We start from the raw sequence: 16,318 nt of genomic DNA, 5'->3' as shown, positions 1-16,318 counted from the left end.
AAGGAACGGCTCAATCGGGAAATCCGCCGCCGGACCGACGTCGTGGGCATCTTCCCAGACCGCGACGCCCTGATCCGCCTCGTCGGGGCCGTGCTGGCCGAACAACACGACGAATGGGCCGAATCCCGGCGCTACCTCGGCCTGGACGTCCTGAGCAAATCACGGGCCGTCAACGACAACCCAACCGAACAGGAGGCCAACCCCGCAGCACTGACTACCTGAACCAACACCATCGAAGAATCACACGACGACGACGTACACCACGTCCCTGAACTTGACCCGGCGTGCTGACGGTCGCTCAGCGATCTGTTCTGTTCGGGGACATCGCTGACACCTGTATGTCTCGGGACATCGCTGACACCTGAGTAGGGCCGTGAGCACGATGGTTCATGGCCCAGAAGGTGACGGCGATGGACATTCGCATGGCTGCGGCGGTGGCCGGGGAGATCGACAATGTGGCGGAGTTCTGCCGCCGCAGGAAGATCAGTCGACAGACGTTTTACAAGTTCCGGCGGCGGTTTCGTGACAGCGGTATCGAGGGGTTGCAGGAGCTGTCCCGGCGGCCGTTGACCTCACCAGGACAGACTCCGGTCGAGGTCGAAGACCTGATCGTATTGCGGCGCAAGCAGCTGATCGAACAGGGCCGAGATCACGGCGCCCAGTCGATCGTGTGGTCGTTTGAGCGTGACGGCGTCACGGTGCCGTCGGTGTCGACGGTGTGGCAGAGGGGGTGGCAGATTCTCAGCCGTCGTGGGGCGATCACCCCGCAGCCGCAGAAACGCCCGAAATCGGCGACCAAGCGGTTCGTCTTCAGTTGCCCCAACGAGTGCTGGCAGTCTGATTGGACCGGTTGGGTGCTGGCCGACGGCAGCCCGGCCGGCATCGCCGGCAGCCTCGATGACCATTCGCGTTACGTTCCCGCACTACGCGCCTGCGCCGGTGACGCCGACGCACAGCTGGTCTGGGAAACGATGCTGGCTGGCATCGCCGAGTGCGGGATTCCCTCGATGTCGTTGACCGACAACGGCATCGTCTACACTGGCCGGTTCCACGCCCACCAGTCGGCGTTCGAAACCAACTTGCGTGCCTTGGGTGTGCAGACCATCAACGCAACACCGTTTCATCCCCAGACCTGCGGCAAGATCGAACGGTTCTGGCAGACGCTGAAGAAATGGCTCACCGCCCGCGACCCCGCGACCACCATCGCCGAACTCAACGCCCTGCTCGAGCAGTTCCGCACGTTCTACAACCACCAGCGGCCGCACCGAGCACACCGCGGCGCCCTCCCGGCCGAGGTGTTCGCCGCCGGCGACAAGGCCCGCCCCGCCGACCGACCCGTGCCGGCGCCGGTAATCGTCAGCCGACACACCGTCGGCCCGACATCGGGATACGTGTTCGTCGCGCCCTACAAGGTCAACGTCGGACTGCGCTGGGCCGGACACGAATGCGACATCATCCGCGACGGCCAACACATCACCATCCTCAGCGGCACCACACTGGTGCGGTCCTTCACCGCCGACCCCACCCGCAACTACCAGCGCGGCGACAAAACCACCCGCACCTACCGCACCCGCGAACCAAAACCGCCATCATGACTGTCAGCGATGTCCCGAGACAAAAGTGTCAGCGATGTCCCGAGACACCACAGGTCGCTCAGCGAGCGTCAGCACGCCGAAATCGCGGATTCAGCGCCACTGGATGACGTCGTCCATCCGCTCGGGCTGGCGGTCGCGGACGAAATCGCGCACCTCTTCGATGTGGTCGCGCATCAGCGACTCGGCGCGGCGCGGCCAGCCCGAGATGATGGCGTGGGCGATATCGGCGTGCGAGTGCGAAATCGTGCTGCTCGGCATCATCTCCCCGGATGCCAGAACGTGGTCGACGACGATGTGGTTCACCGCCTGAGTCAGCAACATCAACACCCGGCTACCACTCATCTGCGCGATCACGGCGTGGAAATTATTGGCCGCGCTGAAGATTTCGTCGCGATCGGAGGACAGTTCGGCCGACATCTCGGCTGCGGCGAACGCCTCCTTCTTCATCTGGGTGTCGCTGATCCGCGCGACCTTCGCCGACATCGGCGGCTCCAGCACCGCCCACGCCTCGAACAGCTCGTTGTACGTCGCCCCGGCCAACATGAAGTACATGGTGGCGGTGCGGGCCAGATAGTAGGAGTTCAGCGCGCTGACGATCGGCCCGCCGCCCGGCCCCCGCTTGATCGCGATCAGCCCTTGGACCTCGAGGATTCGCAATGCCTCGCGCAGGGTTTCGCGGCTCACCCCGTAGGCCGCCAGCATCTCGGCTTCTCCGGGAAGCTTGTCGTTGACCTGCAGACCCTGGTCGACGATGTCGTTCACGATCCGGGTGGCGGTGATCTCCGAGGCCTTCGGTGGGCGCGCACTCGCGGGGGCGCCGGAATGGTTCATACCGGGGTCGTAGATGACCGGGAGCCCGGAGGTGGTGAACTGGGTGGTCAAATCTCTCACTCCGATTGGGCGGTGTCGCCGTAGCGCGATAATTCAATTCGTCACTACGGGGAGAATACACATGAAGAATTCGCCGGCGTTACACTGCGCCGCCGAAACGTCTCGTCCCGCCCATCGGGGACTCATCCGGTGAGGGTCAGGAACGCACCGAGTTCGACCAGGCCGTCCGGTGTCGACGGCAGGTAGTCGGTCAGCGCCGCGGATCGCACCACCACGCTGGCGTATTGGGCCCGGCTGACCGCGACGTTGAGGCGGTTGCGGTTGAGCAGGAATGAGATCCCCCGGGGCACATCGTCGATCGACGACGCGGTCATCGAGATGAACACCACCGGCGCCTGCCTGCCCTGGAACTTGTCGACGGTGCCGACGTCGACACCGCTCAGCCCGGCCTCGTCGAGGCACCGGCGCAGCAGCACCACCTGTGCGTTGTACGGGGCGACCACCAGCACATCCTCGGGGCGCAGACCGCGGGTGCCGTGCTCGTCGGTCCACTCGGCGCCGAGCAGCCGTCCGATCTCGGCGACGATCGCGTCCGCCTCCTCGGGGCTGCTGGTCGAGTTGCCGAGATGCTCGACGGTCAGCACCCGCACACCCGGCGGATGCCCGGCGAGGCGGCGGGCCGCGGTCCGTTCCTCCGCGGAGTGCAGCCGGTTCTCGTAGGCCAGCCGCGACACCCGGGCGCAGACAGCCGGATGCATCCGGTGGGAGCGGTCCAGGAAGTAGCCGAACCGTTCGGGCAGCGTGCGATGCTCGGCGACCAGCCACCCCAGCGCCGAACAGTCCACCGGTTCGGGGTGGTGGCCCTGGCTGACCTGCGGGAGTTGTTGCGGATCGCCGAGCAGCAACAGGTTGCGCGCCGCCCGCGCCACCGCAATGGTGTTGGCCAGGCAGAACTGTCCGGCCTCCTCGATCACCAGCACGTCCAGCCGTTCCGGCGGAACCCGGTTCGGGTGCGCGAAATCCCATGCCGTTCCACCGATCACGCAACCGTCGTGGTCGTCGAGGAAGGCGGCGTAGCCGGCCGGGTCGATCTCGCGCCACGCCGGATCGGGTGCGTGCTTCTTCTTGGCGATGAGCTCCGGGGCCACCCCGGCGCCGATCAGATCGCCGAACAGGTTCTCCACCACCGCATGTGACTGCGCGACCACACCCACCCGCCACCGGTGCTCGGTGACCAGCCGGGCGATCACCCGGGCCGCGGTGTAGGTCTTGCCGGTGCCCGGCGGTCCGTGCACCGCGACGAAGGACGAATCCAGATCGAGCAGGGCGGCGGTGATGTCGCCGATGGCGTCGCCGGTGTGCGGCAGCGCCGCGCCGCTGCGGGTGCGCGGGGTCCGCCGCGCCAGCAGATCGACGACCGCGGTGTCGGGCAGCGCCGGCAACCCGGCGGCCACCGCCGCGGCGGTGTCGTCGATCGATTTCCGCAGCGGCTCGGTGGGGATCAACTGGCCCGGTGTCAACGCGAACGGCAGTTGATCGAACTGACCGCCGTCGTCGACCCGTTCGCAGATCACCACCTCGGTCGGCACCGCCGGATCGTCGACGGCGATGACGTCGGCGTCCCCGGCGGCGCGCCGGTCCGGATCGTTCGTCAGATGCCGCGGTGCGGGCGGTTCGTACAGCGCGAACACCCTGTCGCCGAGCGCGCCGGCGGCCAGGGTCCCGGTGAGCCGGGTGTGTCGTTGCAGTTTGCGGGCCCGCGGCGGTTTGTGCCAATCCTCGACCACCACCGCGTTGTCGGCGAGAAACACATCGCTGCTGTCACCCCACTCGTCGACCGGGTTGTTGAGCCGGTCGAAATGCGCCCACCAGAACGGTTTCCGCTCGCGACGGTGGTAGCCGCGGGCGGCCGCCAGCAGGGCGACCGCGGTCTGTTCGGCGGTGCGCTGTTCGACGGTGTCGCCGGCGAAGGCGCTCAGGGCCGCGGCGACGTCATCGGGTTCCTCGTCGTCGGTGTGGTCGGTGACCACCGGTTGCGGGCCCAGCGGCGGCACCCCGGACTCGAAGGCCAGGGTGAGCAGCCAGTCGCGCAGCTTGCGGGTCGAACGGCAGTCGTAGTGGTTGTAGTCCTCGATCTCCTTGAGCACCGTCCGCGCCTCGTCATGGCGGCCCGCGGCGGTCAGCTCGGTGAACCGCGCGTACATGTTGATCGACTCCGCGGCCGTGGTGACGTCCCCGGCGCGCAGTTCGGCGCCCATGTACAGCGGTTCCAGCGACTTCAGGCTGTAGTTCTCGGTGCCGACGCGAAGGCTCTTGCGCACCAACGGGAACAGATCGACCAGCACACCGCTGCGCAACAGCTCGTCGACCTCGTCCTCGCCGACGCCGTACCGGCCGGCCAGCCGCAGCAACGTCGTCTTCTCGTAGGCGGCGTAGTGGTAGATGTGCATGTTCGGGTAGCGGCGGCGACGTTTGCGCACGAACGCCAGGAAGTCGGCCAGCGCCCGGCGTTCCTCGGCGCGGTCGTGCGCCCACAGCGCGGTGAACCTGCCGCCGGACTCCAGCACCCCCCACAGGTATTCCAGCCCCCACTCCCGGCCGTCGACGGTCCACAGCGGGTCGCCTTCGAAGTCGAAGAACAGATCGCCCTTGTCCGGGTCCGGCAGCAGGGCCAGCGGCTGGGGGTCGGCCACCACGAACGGCGGCTTGCCGGTGTCACCGGCCTCGATCTGCAGCCGGGCCTGCTCGGTGAGCGCGTCCACGGTGCGTGCGGGCAGCCCGGGCACCGGTCCGCGGTGCCGGGCCAGCGCGGTGCGGGTGGTGATCCCGGCGTCGAGCAGCCGGGCCCGCTGGCTGACCCGCATTCCGGCCACCAGCAGCAGGTCATCGGATTCGGCGACCCTGCTGCGGCATTCCGGACAGCGGAAACAGGCGCGCACCTCCTCGTCCTCCCAACGCACCGGGCGGCCCCCGGCCAGATGCTCGTCGAGTAGCCGTTCCAGCGCGGCGCGCCGGGGCGCGTAGACCGGCAGCAGCTCGTCGACCCGGTAGCGGACGGTGTGCCCGTCGCCGAGCACCAACTCCACCTCGGGGGCCACCGGGACACCGGCGGCGATCAGCGCCTCGGCGTACGCCGCCAGCTGCAGCAGCGCCTCCACCTTCGCCGACCGGGCGAGTTTGGTGTCGCGGAGCCGGTACCGTCCGCCGTCGTCGGCGGGTTCGTGCACGAGGAAGTCGGCGAACCCGACGAAGCGCCCGTCGAACATGGTGGCCTGATAGATCACCGGCGCCCGCCGCTGCACCGCCCGCAGGGTGGCCTCGGCGGCCGCGGTCAGCCCCTCGACGGTGTAGGCCGGCCGCCCGATCACCGTCACCGGGTCGTCGGCGTCGTCAGACGCCTCTCTGAGGGCCTCGAGGTGACGGCGTTCGTGGGCGTCACCGAGCTCGACCGTGCGGGTCAGCATCCCGTCGTCGACCGCCACCGGCGGCCCCCAGCCCAGCTCGGCGTCGAACGACCGCAGCAGGGCGTATTCGCAGCGCGCGGCGGCAGCCAGGTCCGAGGCGCTGTAGATGACCCGGTCGGCGGCGACGAACATGGCCGCAACTGTAGGTCAGCCCACCGACGCCGCTCGAGCGCGAAACACCGGCCCGGCCGTTCGCGCCAGGGCGGTTCAGCCGGTGTTGCCGACCAGCTCCACCCCGTTGCCGTTCCAGCGGAACTTCACCACGCCGGACAACCCCTCGATACCGCTGTCGTAGCGCAGCGCCACGGTGTCGCCGGAGCCGGCCGAGGTGTCGATGGCGTTGAACCCGTAGGTGTCGGGCACGCCGGTCGGGATGAACTTGCCGAGGTGGAACATCACCGCCCGGGTGTTGGGATTCTCCGCGTTGGTGTTGGCCCGCACGATCACCGCCGACAGCGTGGCGCATTCGTTGTAGTTGCCGGCGATCGGTTCCGAACTCCACGCCTGCCCGCTGCGCGGATCGGGCGGCAACTCGGCGATCGCGCGCAGCACCTCGGGGGCCACCAGGTTCACCGCGCAGGGATCGGCCTGGGCCCCCGGTGCGGGGGTTTCCAGTACCGGCGGGGCGGCCGATGGGGTGTCCGGCGCGGCTGCGCCCGGGCTCGGCGCGGTGGGTTCCGGAGTCAGCGAGACCGTGGAATCGCCTGCCCCACAGCCGGACAGCAGTGTCACCGCCAACGCGACCGACCCGATCCCCAGCCGGGACATCACCGCTGTCTCTCTCACATCTGCGAAGGTACCGCCCCCGCCAGACGGCCGCGCGGCAGGTCGGGGCCGTGCCGCCGATTAGACTTTGAACCCGATGACCTCCCCTGAAGCCGACGTGAGCGGCACCGATCCGACTTTCGCTGACCTGCAGATTCACCCGGCGGTGCTGCGGGCCGTCGGGGACGTCGGATATGAGACGCCGTCGGCGATCCAGGCGGCCACCATTCCGGCGATGATGGCCGGATCCGATGTGGTCGGGCTGGCGCAGACGGGCACCGGGAAGACCGCGGCGTTCGCGATCCCGATCCTGTCCAAGATCGACACCGCCAGCCGGGCGACCCAGGCGCTGGTGCTGGCCCCGACGCGGGAACTCGCGCTGCAGGTCGCCGAGGCGTTCGGCCGGTACGGCGCCCACCTGCCCGATGTCCAGGTGCTGCCGATCTACGGCGGCTCGTCCTACACCGTGCAGCTGTCCGGGTTGCGGCGCGGCGCGCAGATCGTCGTCGGCACCCCCGGCCGGGTCATCGACCACCTCGACCGCGGCACCCTCGACCTGAGCCGGCTGGACTACCTGGTGCTCGACGAGGCCGACGAGATGCTGCAGATGGGCTTCGCCGAGGACGTCGAACGCATCCTCGCCGACACCCCCGAGTACAAGCAGGTCGCGTTGTTCTCGGCGACGATGCCGGCCGCGATCCGCAAGCTGACCACCAAGTACCTGCACGATCCGGTCGAGGTCACCGTCAAGGCCAGGACCGCCACCGCCGAGAACATCACCCAGCGGTTCATCCAGGTGGCCGGGCCGCGCAAGATGGACGCGCTGACCCGGGTGCTGGAAACCGAACCGTTCGAGGCGATGATCGTGTTCGTCCGCACCAAACAGGCCACCGAGGAGCTCGCCGAACGGCTGCGGTCCCGCGGGTTCGCCGCGGCGGCCATCAACGGCGACATCGCGCAGGCCCAGCGGGAACGCACCATCGCCGCGCTCAAGGACGGCAGCCTCGACATCCTCATCGCCACCGACGTGGCCGCCCGCGGGCTCGACGTCGACCGGATCTCGCACGTCGTCAACTACGACATCCCGCACGACACCGAGTCGTATGTGCACCGCATCGGCCGTACCGGGCGGGCCGGACGGTCCGGCAACGCACTGCTGTTCGTCACCCCGCGGGAACGGCATCTGCTCAAGGCGATCGAGAAGCACACCCGGTCGAAGGTCCTCGAGGCCGAGATGCCCACCGTCGACGACGTCAACGCCAAGCGGGTGGCCAAGTTCCGAGACGCCATCAGCGAGGCGCTCAGCTCCCCGCAGATCGACCTGTTCCGCGGCCTGATCGAGGACTACGAACGCGACCACGACGTGCCGTTGGCCGACATCGCGGCCGCGCTGGCGGTGCAGACCCGCGACGGTGACGAGTTCCTGATGGTCGAGCCGCCGCCGGAGCAGCGCCGGGAGCGGTCCGAGCGCAGGGACGGCCGGGAGCGCCGGGACCGGCCGCCGCGCCGGGGCGACCAGAAGATGGCGACCTACCGCATCGCGGTGGGCAAACGGCACAAGGTGGGGCCCGGGCACATCGTCGGCGCGATCGCCAACGAGGGCGGCCTGCACCGCAGCGACTTCGGTCACATCACCATCCGGGCTGACTACTCGCTGGTGGAACTGCCCGCCAAACTGCCCCGCAAGGCGCTGAAAGCCCTTGAACACACCAGGATCTCGGGTGTGCCGATCGACCTTCGTCTGGACCGGGGCCCGGCGCACGGGCCTAACCGGGGTCCGGGCCGCGGCGGAGGGAAGCGGAAAGACAGATGACGGTTCGTCGGGGCGGTGAGCTGACCGAGCCGGACGTCGTCCAGGGCGGGTTGGAGTCGATCTCCCGGGCCGAACGGGTCGCATCCCTGACCGGGATCCGGGCGGTGGCGGCGCTGCTGGTGGTGCTCACCCACGCCGCCTACACCACCGGCCGCTATCCACAGGGCTATCTCGGGCTGGTGTACTCCCGGATGGAGATCGGCGTGCCGATCTTCTTCGTGCTGTCGGGCTTCCTGTTGTTCGGGCCGTGGGTGCGGGCCGCGGCCGAACGCCGGCCCGCACCGTCGGTCAAGCGCTACGCGTGGCGGCGGGTGCGCCGCATCATGCCGGCCTATGTCGTCACCGTGCTGGCCGCCTACGCCGTCTATCACTTCCGCGACGCGGGCCCCAACCCGGGCCACACCTGGGAGGGATTGCTGCGCAATCTGACCCACACCCAGATCTACACCGACAACTACCTGTATTCGTACCTGCACCAGGGGCTCACCCAGATGTGGAGCCTGGCGGTGGAGGTGGCGTTCTATGCGGTGCTGCCGTTGTTGGCGTACCTGCTGCTGGTGGTGGTGTGCCGGCGGCGGTGGCGGCCCGGGCTGCTGCTGACGGGGTTGGCCGTGCTGGCGGCGATCAGCCCGGCCTGGCTGTATCTGGTGCACACCGTGGACTGGCTGCCCGACGGTGCGCGACTGTGGCTGCCCACCTACCTGATCTGGTTCCTCGGCGGCATGATGCTCGCCGCACTGCAGCCGATGGGGGTGCGCGCCTATGCGCTGGTGTGCATCCCGCTGGCGCTGATCTGCTACTTCATCGTCGCCACCCCGATCGGCGGTGAACCGACCACCTCACCGAACGAACTGTGGGAGGCGTGGGCCAAGACCGGCTTCTACACCGTGATCGCCACCCTGATGGTCGCGCCGTTGGCGCTGGGCAACAAGGGCTGGTATTCGCGCGTCCTGGGCAGCCGGCCGATGGTGTTCCTCGGCGAGATCTCCTACGAGATCTTCCTGATCCACCTGATCCTGATGGAAGTGGCGATGGTGGAGATCCTGCGCAGCCCGGTCTACACCGGATCGATGTTCTGGTTGTTCGTCTGGACGATGGTGCTGACCATCCCGCTGGCATGGCTCCTGCACCGGTTCACCCGGGTCCGCGATCAGTGACTTAGGGTAACCGCGTCGCTGCCGGCGATCAACGCGCTGCTGGCGGCGATCGGGGACGCGCCGGCGCGGGTGTTCCTCGAGGCCCGCCACGACGACGACAGGCACCTGCCGGTGCTGCGCAGCACGGGCGTCACCTGGGTGGGCCGGACGAACGACGGCCAGGCGCTGGTGGAGGCCATCCGCGCGGCCGGTCTCGAGTCCGCCGGTCGATTCGCCTGGGTCGCCTGCGACAACCGGACCACCCGGGCGGTGGCCAAGGTCCTGCGCGAGGAGTACGGCATGTCGCGCAGGTCGATGCGGGCGCAGGCCTATTCGGTGGCCTGAGCCACCGCGGGCACCACGAAGTCCTCGAGCAGCGCGCGTTCCTCGGCCTCGTCGCGGCCCGGAAACAGCAACAGCGACACGATGACCCGCACCAGCCACCGGGCCCGGCGCCCGTCGTCGTCGAAACCCTGCGAGCGCAGGAAACCCGCCACCAGGCCGTGGATGACCTCGGAGCGGTCCGCCAGTTCCGCGCCGACCGGACGGTGCCCGGCGGCGAACCACGACGACAGCGCCGGGTTCTCCCGAACGGCGTCCAGTGCGGCGAGGATGCCCTCGATCAACCTGTTTTGCGGATCGCCGATCGCCGCGAGCCGCGGCCCCAGCTCCCGGTACAGCCGGCGGGCCTCCCGGTGCACATAGGCGGTGTGGAGGGCCTCCCGGCTGTCGAAATAGCGGTACAGGGTGGCACGGGAGCAGCCGGCCGCGCGGGCGATGTCGCGCATGCCGACGGTGGCGGCATCGTGGCGGGTGAACAGTTCGTGGGCGGCGTCGAGGATGCGTTCGGCCGCCACCTCGGTGCGCCGGTCGGCCAACCAGTTCCCGGTCATCGGCGCGGCGCCTGACCGGGTATCCGGACCGGCAGCGTCAGCGGGCGGCGCACATAGCCGCCGTCGGCCCAGGTGATCCCGTCCTCGTCGACGCTGAACTCCGGGCAGCGAACCAGCAGCTCGGTCAGCGCCACCCGTGACTGCATGCGGGCCGCGGCCGCACCGAGGCAGAAATGGGCGCCGTGGCTGAACGTCAGGATGTTGCGGGGCCGGCGGGTGACGTCGAGTTCGGCTGCATCCGGGCCGAATTCGCGTTCATCGCGGTTGGCCGACGCGTACAGCAGCAACACCTTGCGGCCGGCCGGGATGGTGGTGTCGCCGATCGTGACGTCCCGGGTGGAGGTGCGGGCCAGCCCCTGCACCGGGGAGGTGAGCCGGAGGAACTCGTCCACCGCGTCGGCGATCAGTTCCGGTCGTTCGACCAGCAGGCGGCGCTGATCGGGCCGGCGGTGCAGGAGTTGCATCGTCCCGCCGAGCATGCCGGTGGTGGTGTCGTTGCCGCCGGTGACCATGGTGAAGGTGAACGCCAGCACCGGCAGCGGGTCCACCCCGGCGGCGACGAGGTGCGAAATGGTGTCGTCGGCGGGTTCGCGGCGGCGGTACTCGATGAGCTCGGTGAAGTACGCCATCATCTCACCGACCGCCGCGCCGGCGCCCATGACACCGTCGGCGCCGGTGTTGGCTGCCACGATGGCGTCGGTCCAGCGGTCGAACTGGGCGCGGTCGGATTCCGGCACCCCGAGGTAGTGGGCGACCACCATGGACGGCAGCGGTTTGAACAGTTCGGCGACGATGTCGCCGCCGCCGTCGGCCCGCAGCCGTTCGATCCGTTCGACGACGAACCGGCGCACCGCCGGTTCCACCGCTGTCACCTGCCGCGGGGTGAAGCCGCGGGACACCAGTTTGCGGAACTCGGTGTGGACCGGCGGATCCTGCATCACGAACGGCGGGTTGTCGGCCAGCCCGATCAGCTCGAGCTCGTCGTAGTTGACGGTCAGGCCCCGCGCCGACGAGAACGTCTCGTGATCCCGGGCGGCACGCCACACGTCGGCATGCCGTGACAGCACGTAGTAGTCGTGTTCGGGCCGGTGCTCGGGCACCACGTGATGTACCGGGTCGTGGTCGCGCAACGCGGCGTACATCGGCCACGGATCCGACCAGGTGGCGGCGGTGGACAGGGTGAACCGAACCGGCGTCTGAGACACACCTGCTGTCATGTCTCATTGATAGGACATCGACCGTATCGTGTCAATGGTCCGGCCGGAGGGGGAGCCCCGCGGTCAGGGCAAGTGAGGCTAACCTCAGTTGGGCGGGTGAATCCGACGCCCGGTCGGGAGGAGATGCCGATGGCACGCGGATTTCAGGGTGTGATGCTGCGCGGGCTCGGTGCCCGCGACCATCAGGCCACCGTCGTCGACAAGGAGTACATCGCCCCGCATTTCGTGCGGGTACGGCTGGTGTCGCCGACGCTGTTCGACGAGGTGATCGTCGAACCCACCTCCTGGTTGCGGTTCTGGTTCCCCGATCCGGACGGGTCCGACACCGAGTTCCAGCGCGCCTACACGATCACCGAATCCGACCCGGAGACCGGCCGGTTCGCGGTGGACATGGTGCTGCACGAACCCGCCGGGCCGGCCTCGACATGGGCCCGCACCGTCGAGCCCGGCGCCACCATCGCGGTCATGTCGATGGGGTCGCGGGGTTTCAGCGTCCCGGAGGACCCCGAGGACCGGCCGGTCGGCTATCTGCTCATCGGGGACTCGGCCTCGACCCCGGCGATCAACGGCATCATCGAGGTGGTTCCGCACGACATCCCGATCGAGCTGTACCTCGAACAGCATCACGACGACGATGTGCTGATCCCGCTGGCCGAGCACCCGCGGTTGCGGGTGCACCGGGTGTCCCGCGACGATGCGTCCTCGCTCGCGGCGGCCCTGGAGCTCCGGGACTGGTCGAACTGGTACTGCTGGGCCGGCCCGGAGGCCGGCGCGCTCAAACAGGTCCGCACCCGGTTGCGCGACGAATTCGGTTTCCCGAAGCGGGAGGTCTACGCCCAGGCCTACTGGACCGAGGGCCGGGCGATGGGCTCCTCCCGCGGCGAGACGTCCACACCCGCGAAACCCGCCGCGAAGACTGCACCCGCGAAAGCCGCCGCGAAGCCTGCCGCCGCGAGCGGGGCGGGCACCCCCGAGCACGCGGCCGCCCCGGCGGCGGCCACCACGGGCGCTCCCCAGGCTGCGCCGGCCCCGGGTGCCGCGCAGCCGCGCACACCGGTGCGTGGCCGCTGGCGCGCCGAGGCGGGCAGCCGGTTGCTGGCCCCGCTGAAGAAGCCGCTGATCGTCTCCGGGGTGTTGCAGGCCCTGATCACCCTCATCGAACTGGCGCCGTTCGTGCTGCTGGTCGAACTGGCCCGGCTGCTGCTCGGCGGTGCGGAGGCGGAACGGCTGTGGACGCTGGGTCTGACCGCCGTGTCGCTGATCGGGCTGGGCGCCGTCCTGGCCGCCGCGATGACGCTGTGGCTGCACCGCGTCGACGCCCGATTCGCCCATGAGTTGCGCGGCCGGTTGCTGACCAAGTTGTCGCGGTTGCCGCTGGGGTGGTTCACCCGGCGCGGGTCGGCGTCGACCAAACAACTCGTCCAGGACGACACCCTGGCCCTGCACTATCTGATCACCCACGCCATCCCGGATGCGGTCGCGGCCGTCGTCGCCCCGGTGGCCGTGCTGGTCTACCTGTTCGTGGCCGACTGGCGGGTGGCGCTGGTGCTGTTCATTCCGGTGCTGGTCTATCTCGTGCTGATGTCGGTGATGACGATCCAGTCCGGATCGAAGATCGCCCAGGCGCCCCGCTGGGCCGAGCGCATGGGCGGGGAGGCGGGCGCCTTCCTCGAGGGCCAGCCGGTGATCCGGATCTTCGGCGGCGCCGCGGCCTCCCGGTTCCGCCGCCGGCTCGACGACTACATCGACTTCCTGGTGTCCTGGCAACGCCCGTTCGTCGGGAAGAAGACGCTGATGGACCTGGTGACCAGGCCGGCGACCTTCCTGTGGATCATCCTGGTCGCCGGGGTGCCGCTGGTGGTCACCGGCCGGATGGATCCGGTGAACCTGCTGCCGTTCCTGTTGCTGGGCACCACCTTCGGCGCCCGGCTGCTGGGCATCGGCTACGGGTTGAGCGGCATCCAGACCGGGATGCTGGCCGCCCGCAGGATCCAGACCGTCCTGGACGAACCCGAACTCGTCGTCCGGGACCGGACCGGCCAGGCCGGGACCGATCACGCCTCCGGCGATCAGGCCCGACCGGGCACCGTCGAACTCGACCGGGTCAGCTTCGAATACCGGCCGGGTGTCCCGGTGATCCGGGATGTGACGCTGACGCTGCGTCCGGGCACGGTGACCGCGCTGGTCGGGCCGTCCGGATCGGGTAAATCGACGCTGGCCGCCCTGGTGGCCCGGTTCCACGATGTGACCCAGGGCGCGATCCGGGTGGACGGCCGCGACATCCGGACCCTGACCGCCGACGAGTTGTACCGCCGGGTCGGGTTCGTGTTGCAGGACGCCCAGCTCGTGCACGGCAGCGTCGCGGAGAACATCGCGCTGGCCGAACCGGACGCCGGTCTCGAGCGGATCCGGACGGCCGCGCGGGACGCCCAGATCCACGACCGGATCACCCGGATGCCCGACGGCTACGACAGCGTGCTGGGCGCCGGATCGGCGCTGTCCGGGGGTGAGCGGCAGCGGGTGACGATCGCCCGTGCCATCCTGGCCGACACCCCGGTGCTGGTGCTCGACGAGGCCACCGCGTTCGCCGATCCGGAATCGGAATACCTGGTGCAGCAGGCGATCAACCGGCTGACCAGGGACCGCACCGTACTGGTGATCGCACACCGGCTGCACACCATCACCCACGCCGACCAGATCGTCGTGCTCGACGACGGTCGGATCGTCGAGGTCGGCACCCACGACGAACTGCTCGCCGCGGGTGGCCGGTACCGCGGGCTCTGGGATTCGGGGCGGTATTCGAGCCCGGACGCGGGCCGGCCGGTCAGCGCCGACGCGGTGGAGGTGGGCCGATGATCCGCACCCTGCTGAGACTGGTCCCGGCCGAGAAGCGTGGCGCCGTCGCCGGATACGCGGTGCTGACCCTGCTGTCGGTGCTGCTGCGCGCGGTCGGCGCGGTGCTGCTCATCCCGTTGCTGGCCGCACTGTTCAGCGACACCCCGTCGGACGCCTGGTTGTGGCTGGGCTGGCTCACCGCGGTCACCCTGGCCGGCTGGGTGACCGACACCAACACCGCCCGGCTCGGGTTCGATCTGGGATTCGCGGTGCTCAGCCGCACCCAGCACGATATGGCCGACCGGCTCCCGAACGTCGCGATGAGCTGGTTCACCCCCGACAACACCGCCACGGCGCGGCAGGCGATCGCGGCCACCGGGCCGGAACTGGCCGGGCTGGTGGTCAACCTGCTCACCCCCCTGATCGGCGCGGCTCTGCTGCCGGCCGCCATCGGCGTCGCGCTGTTGTTCGTGTCGGTGCCGCTGGGGCTGGCCGCGCTGGCCGGGGTCGCGGTGCTGTTCGGGGCGCTGGCCCTGTCCGGCCGGTTGAGCCGGGCCGCCGACAAGGTGGCCGGTGAGACCAATTCCGCGTTCACCGAACGCATCATCGAGTTCGCCCGCACCCAGCAGGCGCTGCGGGCGGCCCGCCGGGTGGAACCGGCACGCAGCCAGGTGGGCAGCGCGCTGGCGGCGCAGCACGGCGCCGGCCTGCGGCTGCTGACCATGCAGATCCCCGGCCAGGTGCTGTTCAGCCTCGCCGGCCAGGTGGCGCTGATCGGATTCGCCGGCATGGCCGTCTGGTTGACGGTGCGCGGTCAACTCGGGGTGCCTGAGGCGATCGCGCTGATCGTGGTGCTGGTCCGTTACCTCGAACCGTTCGCGGCGATCGCCGATCTGGCGCCGGCGCTGGAAACGACCCGGGCCACGCTGAACCGCATCCAGGCGGTGCTGGACGCGCCGACACTTCCCGCCGGCCGCCGCCGGCTGGACCGGACGGGCGCCGCGCCGAGCATCGAATTCGACGATGTGCGTTTCAGTTACGGCGATGAGGTGGTGCTCGACGGGGTCAGCTTCACGCTGCGGCCGGGCAACACCACCGCGATCGTGGGGCCGTCCGGTTCGGGGAAGACCACCATCCTGTCGTTGATCGCCGGTCTGCAGCAGCCGGCATCGGGGCGGGTGCTGCTGGACGGGGTGGACGTCACCACCCTGGACCCGGAGGCGCGACGGGCGGCGGTGAGCGTGGTGTTCCAGCACCCGTATCTGTTCGACGGGACCCTACGGGACAACGTGCTGGTGGGCGATCCGGAAGCCGACCCGGACGACGTCACCGCGGCGATGCGGCTGGCGCGGGTGGACGAACTCCTCGACCGGCTGCCCGACGGCGACGCCACCGTGGTGGGGGAGGGCGGCACCGCGCTGTCCGGGGGTGAACGCCAGCGCGTGAGCATCGCGCGGGCACTGCTGAAACCGGCGCCGGTGCTGCTGGTGGACGAGGCGACCAGTGCGCTGGACAACGCCAACGAGGCCGCCGTGGTCGATGCGCTGACCGCCGATCCCCGCCCCCGCACCCGGGTGATCGTCGCGCACCGGTTGGCCAGCATCCGGCACGCCGACCGGGTGCTGTTCGTCGAGGCCGGACGGGTGGTCGAGGACGGAGCCATCGACGAACTGCTCGCCGCCGGAGGGCGTTTCGCCCAGTTCTGGGCACAGCAGCAGGCCGCGTCGGAGTGGGCGATCGGGTCGACGGCGCGGTGACGCTCCTCGCCA

10 protein-coding genes and 2 pseudogenes are annotated in these 16,318 nt (G+C 69.6%); 7 read left to right on the top strand and 5 right to left on the bottom strand.

Going from position 1 to position 16,318, the window contains the following annotated elements:
- Positions 1-3 precede the first annotated feature (3 nt).
- Positions 4-222, top strand: a pseudogene (locus CKW28_RS16585) (transposase); the annotation flags it as partial.
- 167 nt (positions 223-389) lie between these two features.
- Complete coding sequence (locus tag CKW28_RS16580; protein WP_003923697.1) at positions 390-1,595, top strand: IS481 family transposase; 1,206 nt, start codon at positions 390-392, stop codon at positions 1,593-1,595.
- Positions 1,596-1,685: 90 nt separating this feature from the next.
- Here CKW28_RS16580 and CKW28_RS16575 read toward each other — a convergent pair whose 3' ends face one another.
- From CKW28_RS16575 to CKW28_RS16565, 3 genes are all read right to left on the bottom strand, one after another.
- Positions 1,686-2,486 carry a FadR/GntR family transcriptional regulator gene (locus tag CKW28_RS16575; RefSeq protein WP_435405804.1) on the bottom strand — a complete coding sequence of 267 codons (801 nt, stop codon included), beginning with the start codon at positions 2,484-2,486 and terminating at the stop codon, positions 1,686-1,688.
- Positions 2,487-2,608: 122 nt separating this feature from the next.
- Entirely contained in the window at positions 2,609-6,022 is a 3,414-nt protein-coding gene (locus CKW28_RS16570; protein ID WP_003923699.1) for a TM0106 family RecB-like putative nuclease, read from the bottom strand.
- A gap of 75 nt (positions 6,023-6,097) precedes the next feature.
- Positions 6,098-6,658 (bottom strand): LppP/LprE family lipoprotein, encoded by a 561-nt coding sequence (locus CKW28_RS16565; RefSeq protein WP_040545959.1) that lies wholly within the window; start codon positions 6,656-6,658, stop codon positions 6,098-6,100.
- Between the two features lie 94 nt (positions 6,659-6,752).
- Here CKW28_RS16565 and CKW28_RS16560 point away from each other — a divergent pair, with 94 nt between their 5' ends.
- The 3 genes and pseudogenes from CKW28_RS16560 to CKW28_RS16550 all read left to right on the top strand — a co-directional run.
- The gene (locus CKW28_RS16560) at positions 6,753-8,468 is read left to right on the top strand and encodes a DEAD/DEAH box helicase (protein ID WP_040545960.1); all 1,716 of its coding nucleotides are present in this window, start codon (positions 6,753-6,755) and stop codon (positions 8,466-8,468) included.
- A complete protein-coding gene (locus CKW28_RS16555; protein WP_003923702.1) occupies positions 8,465-9,625 on the top strand; it encodes an acyltransferase family protein in 1,161 nt (386 codons plus the stop codon). The genes CKW28_RS16560 and CKW28_RS16555 overlap by 4 nt, the downstream gene beginning before the upstream one ends.
- Positions 9,626-9,634: 9 nt before the next feature.
- Positions 9,635-9,949 (top strand): annotated as a pseudogene (locus CKW28_RS16550) (SIP domain-containing protein); the annotation flags it as partial.
- Here CKW28_RS16550 and CKW28_RS16545 read toward each other — a convergent pair.
- The gene (locus tag CKW28_RS16545; protein ID WP_003923704.1) at positions 9,934-10,497 is read right to left on the bottom strand and encodes a TetR/AcrR family transcriptional regulator; all 564 of its coding nucleotides are present in this window, start codon (positions 10,495-10,497) and stop codon (positions 9,934-9,936) included. The pseudogene CKW28_RS16550 and the gene CKW28_RS16545 sit on opposite strands and share 16 nt — an antisense overlap.
- Entirely contained in the window at positions 10,494-11,714 is a 1,221-nt protein-coding gene (locus CKW28_RS16540; protein WP_040545961.1) for a cytochrome P450, read from the bottom strand. The genes CKW28_RS16545 and CKW28_RS16540 overlap by 4 nt, the downstream gene beginning before the upstream one ends.
- Before the next feature lie 129 nt (positions 11,715-11,843).
- On the opposite strand from CKW28_RS16540, the gene irtA reads away from it, so the two are divergent.
- Together irtA and irtB are read left to right on the top strand one after the other, a co-directional pair.
- Positions 11,844-14,570 carry a mycobactin import ATP-binding/permease protein IrtA gene (gene irtA, locus CKW28_RS16535; protein WP_040545965.1) on the top strand — a complete coding sequence of 909 codons (2,727 nt, stop codon included), beginning with the start codon at positions 11,844-11,846 and terminating at the stop codon, positions 14,568-14,570.
- Positions 14,567-16,306: a mycobactin import ATP-binding/permease protein IrtB gene (gene irtB, locus CKW28_RS16530; RefSeq protein WP_003923707.1), complete on the top strand. Its 1,740-nt coding sequence runs from the start codon at positions 14,567-14,569 to the stop codon at positions 16,304-16,306. Before irtA ends, irtB begins: the two co-directional genes overlap by 4 nt.
- Positions 16,307-16,318: the final 12 nt, after the last annotated feature.

This window comes from Mycolicibacterium thermoresistibile (assembly GCF_900187065.1).
GTDB lineage: Bacteria > Actinomycetota > Actinomycetes > Mycobacteriales > Mycobacteriaceae > Mycobacterium > Mycobacterium thermoresistibile.
This window is presented reverse-complemented; position numbering and strand designations above follow the sequence as displayed.

Excerpts from the sequence above, each read along its gene's own strand:
- CKW28_RS16570 (WP_003923699.1), bottom strand. The coding sequence starts at position 6,022 with ATGTTCGTCGCCGCCGACCGGGTCATCTACAGCGCCTCGGACCTGGCT.
- irtB (WP_003923707.1), top strand. The coding sequence starts at position 14,567 with ATGATCCGCACCCTGCTGAGACTGGTCCCGGCCGAGAAGCGTGGCGCC.
- CKW28_RS16565 (WP_040545959.1), bottom strand. The coding sequence starts at position 6,658 with ATGTCCCGGCTGGGGATCGGGTCGGTCGCGTTGGCGGTGACACTGCTG.
- irtA (WP_040545965.1), top strand. The coding sequence starts at position 11,844 with ATGGCACGCGGATTTCAGGGTGTGATGCTGCGCGGGCTCGGTGCCCGC.
- CKW28_RS16580 (WP_003923697.1), top strand. The coding sequence starts at position 390 with ATGGCCCAGAAGGTGACGGCGATGGACATTCGCATGGCTGCGGCGGTG.
- CKW28_RS16560 (WP_040545960.1), top strand. The coding sequence starts at position 6,753 with ATGACCTCCCCTGAAGCCGACGTGAGCGGCACCGATCCGACTTTCGCT.
- CKW28_RS16545 (WP_003923704.1), bottom strand. The coding sequence starts at position 10,497 with ATGACCGGGAACTGGTTGGCCGACCGGCGCACCGAGGTGGCGGCCGAA.
- CKW28_RS16540 (WP_040545961.1), bottom strand. The coding sequence starts at position 11,714 with ATGACAGCAGGTGTGTCTCAGACGCCGGTTCGGTTCACCCTGTCCACC.
- CKW28_RS16555 (WP_003923702.1), top strand. The coding sequence starts at position 8,465 with ATGACGGTTCGTCGGGGCGGTGAGCTGACCGAGCCGGACGTCGTCCAG.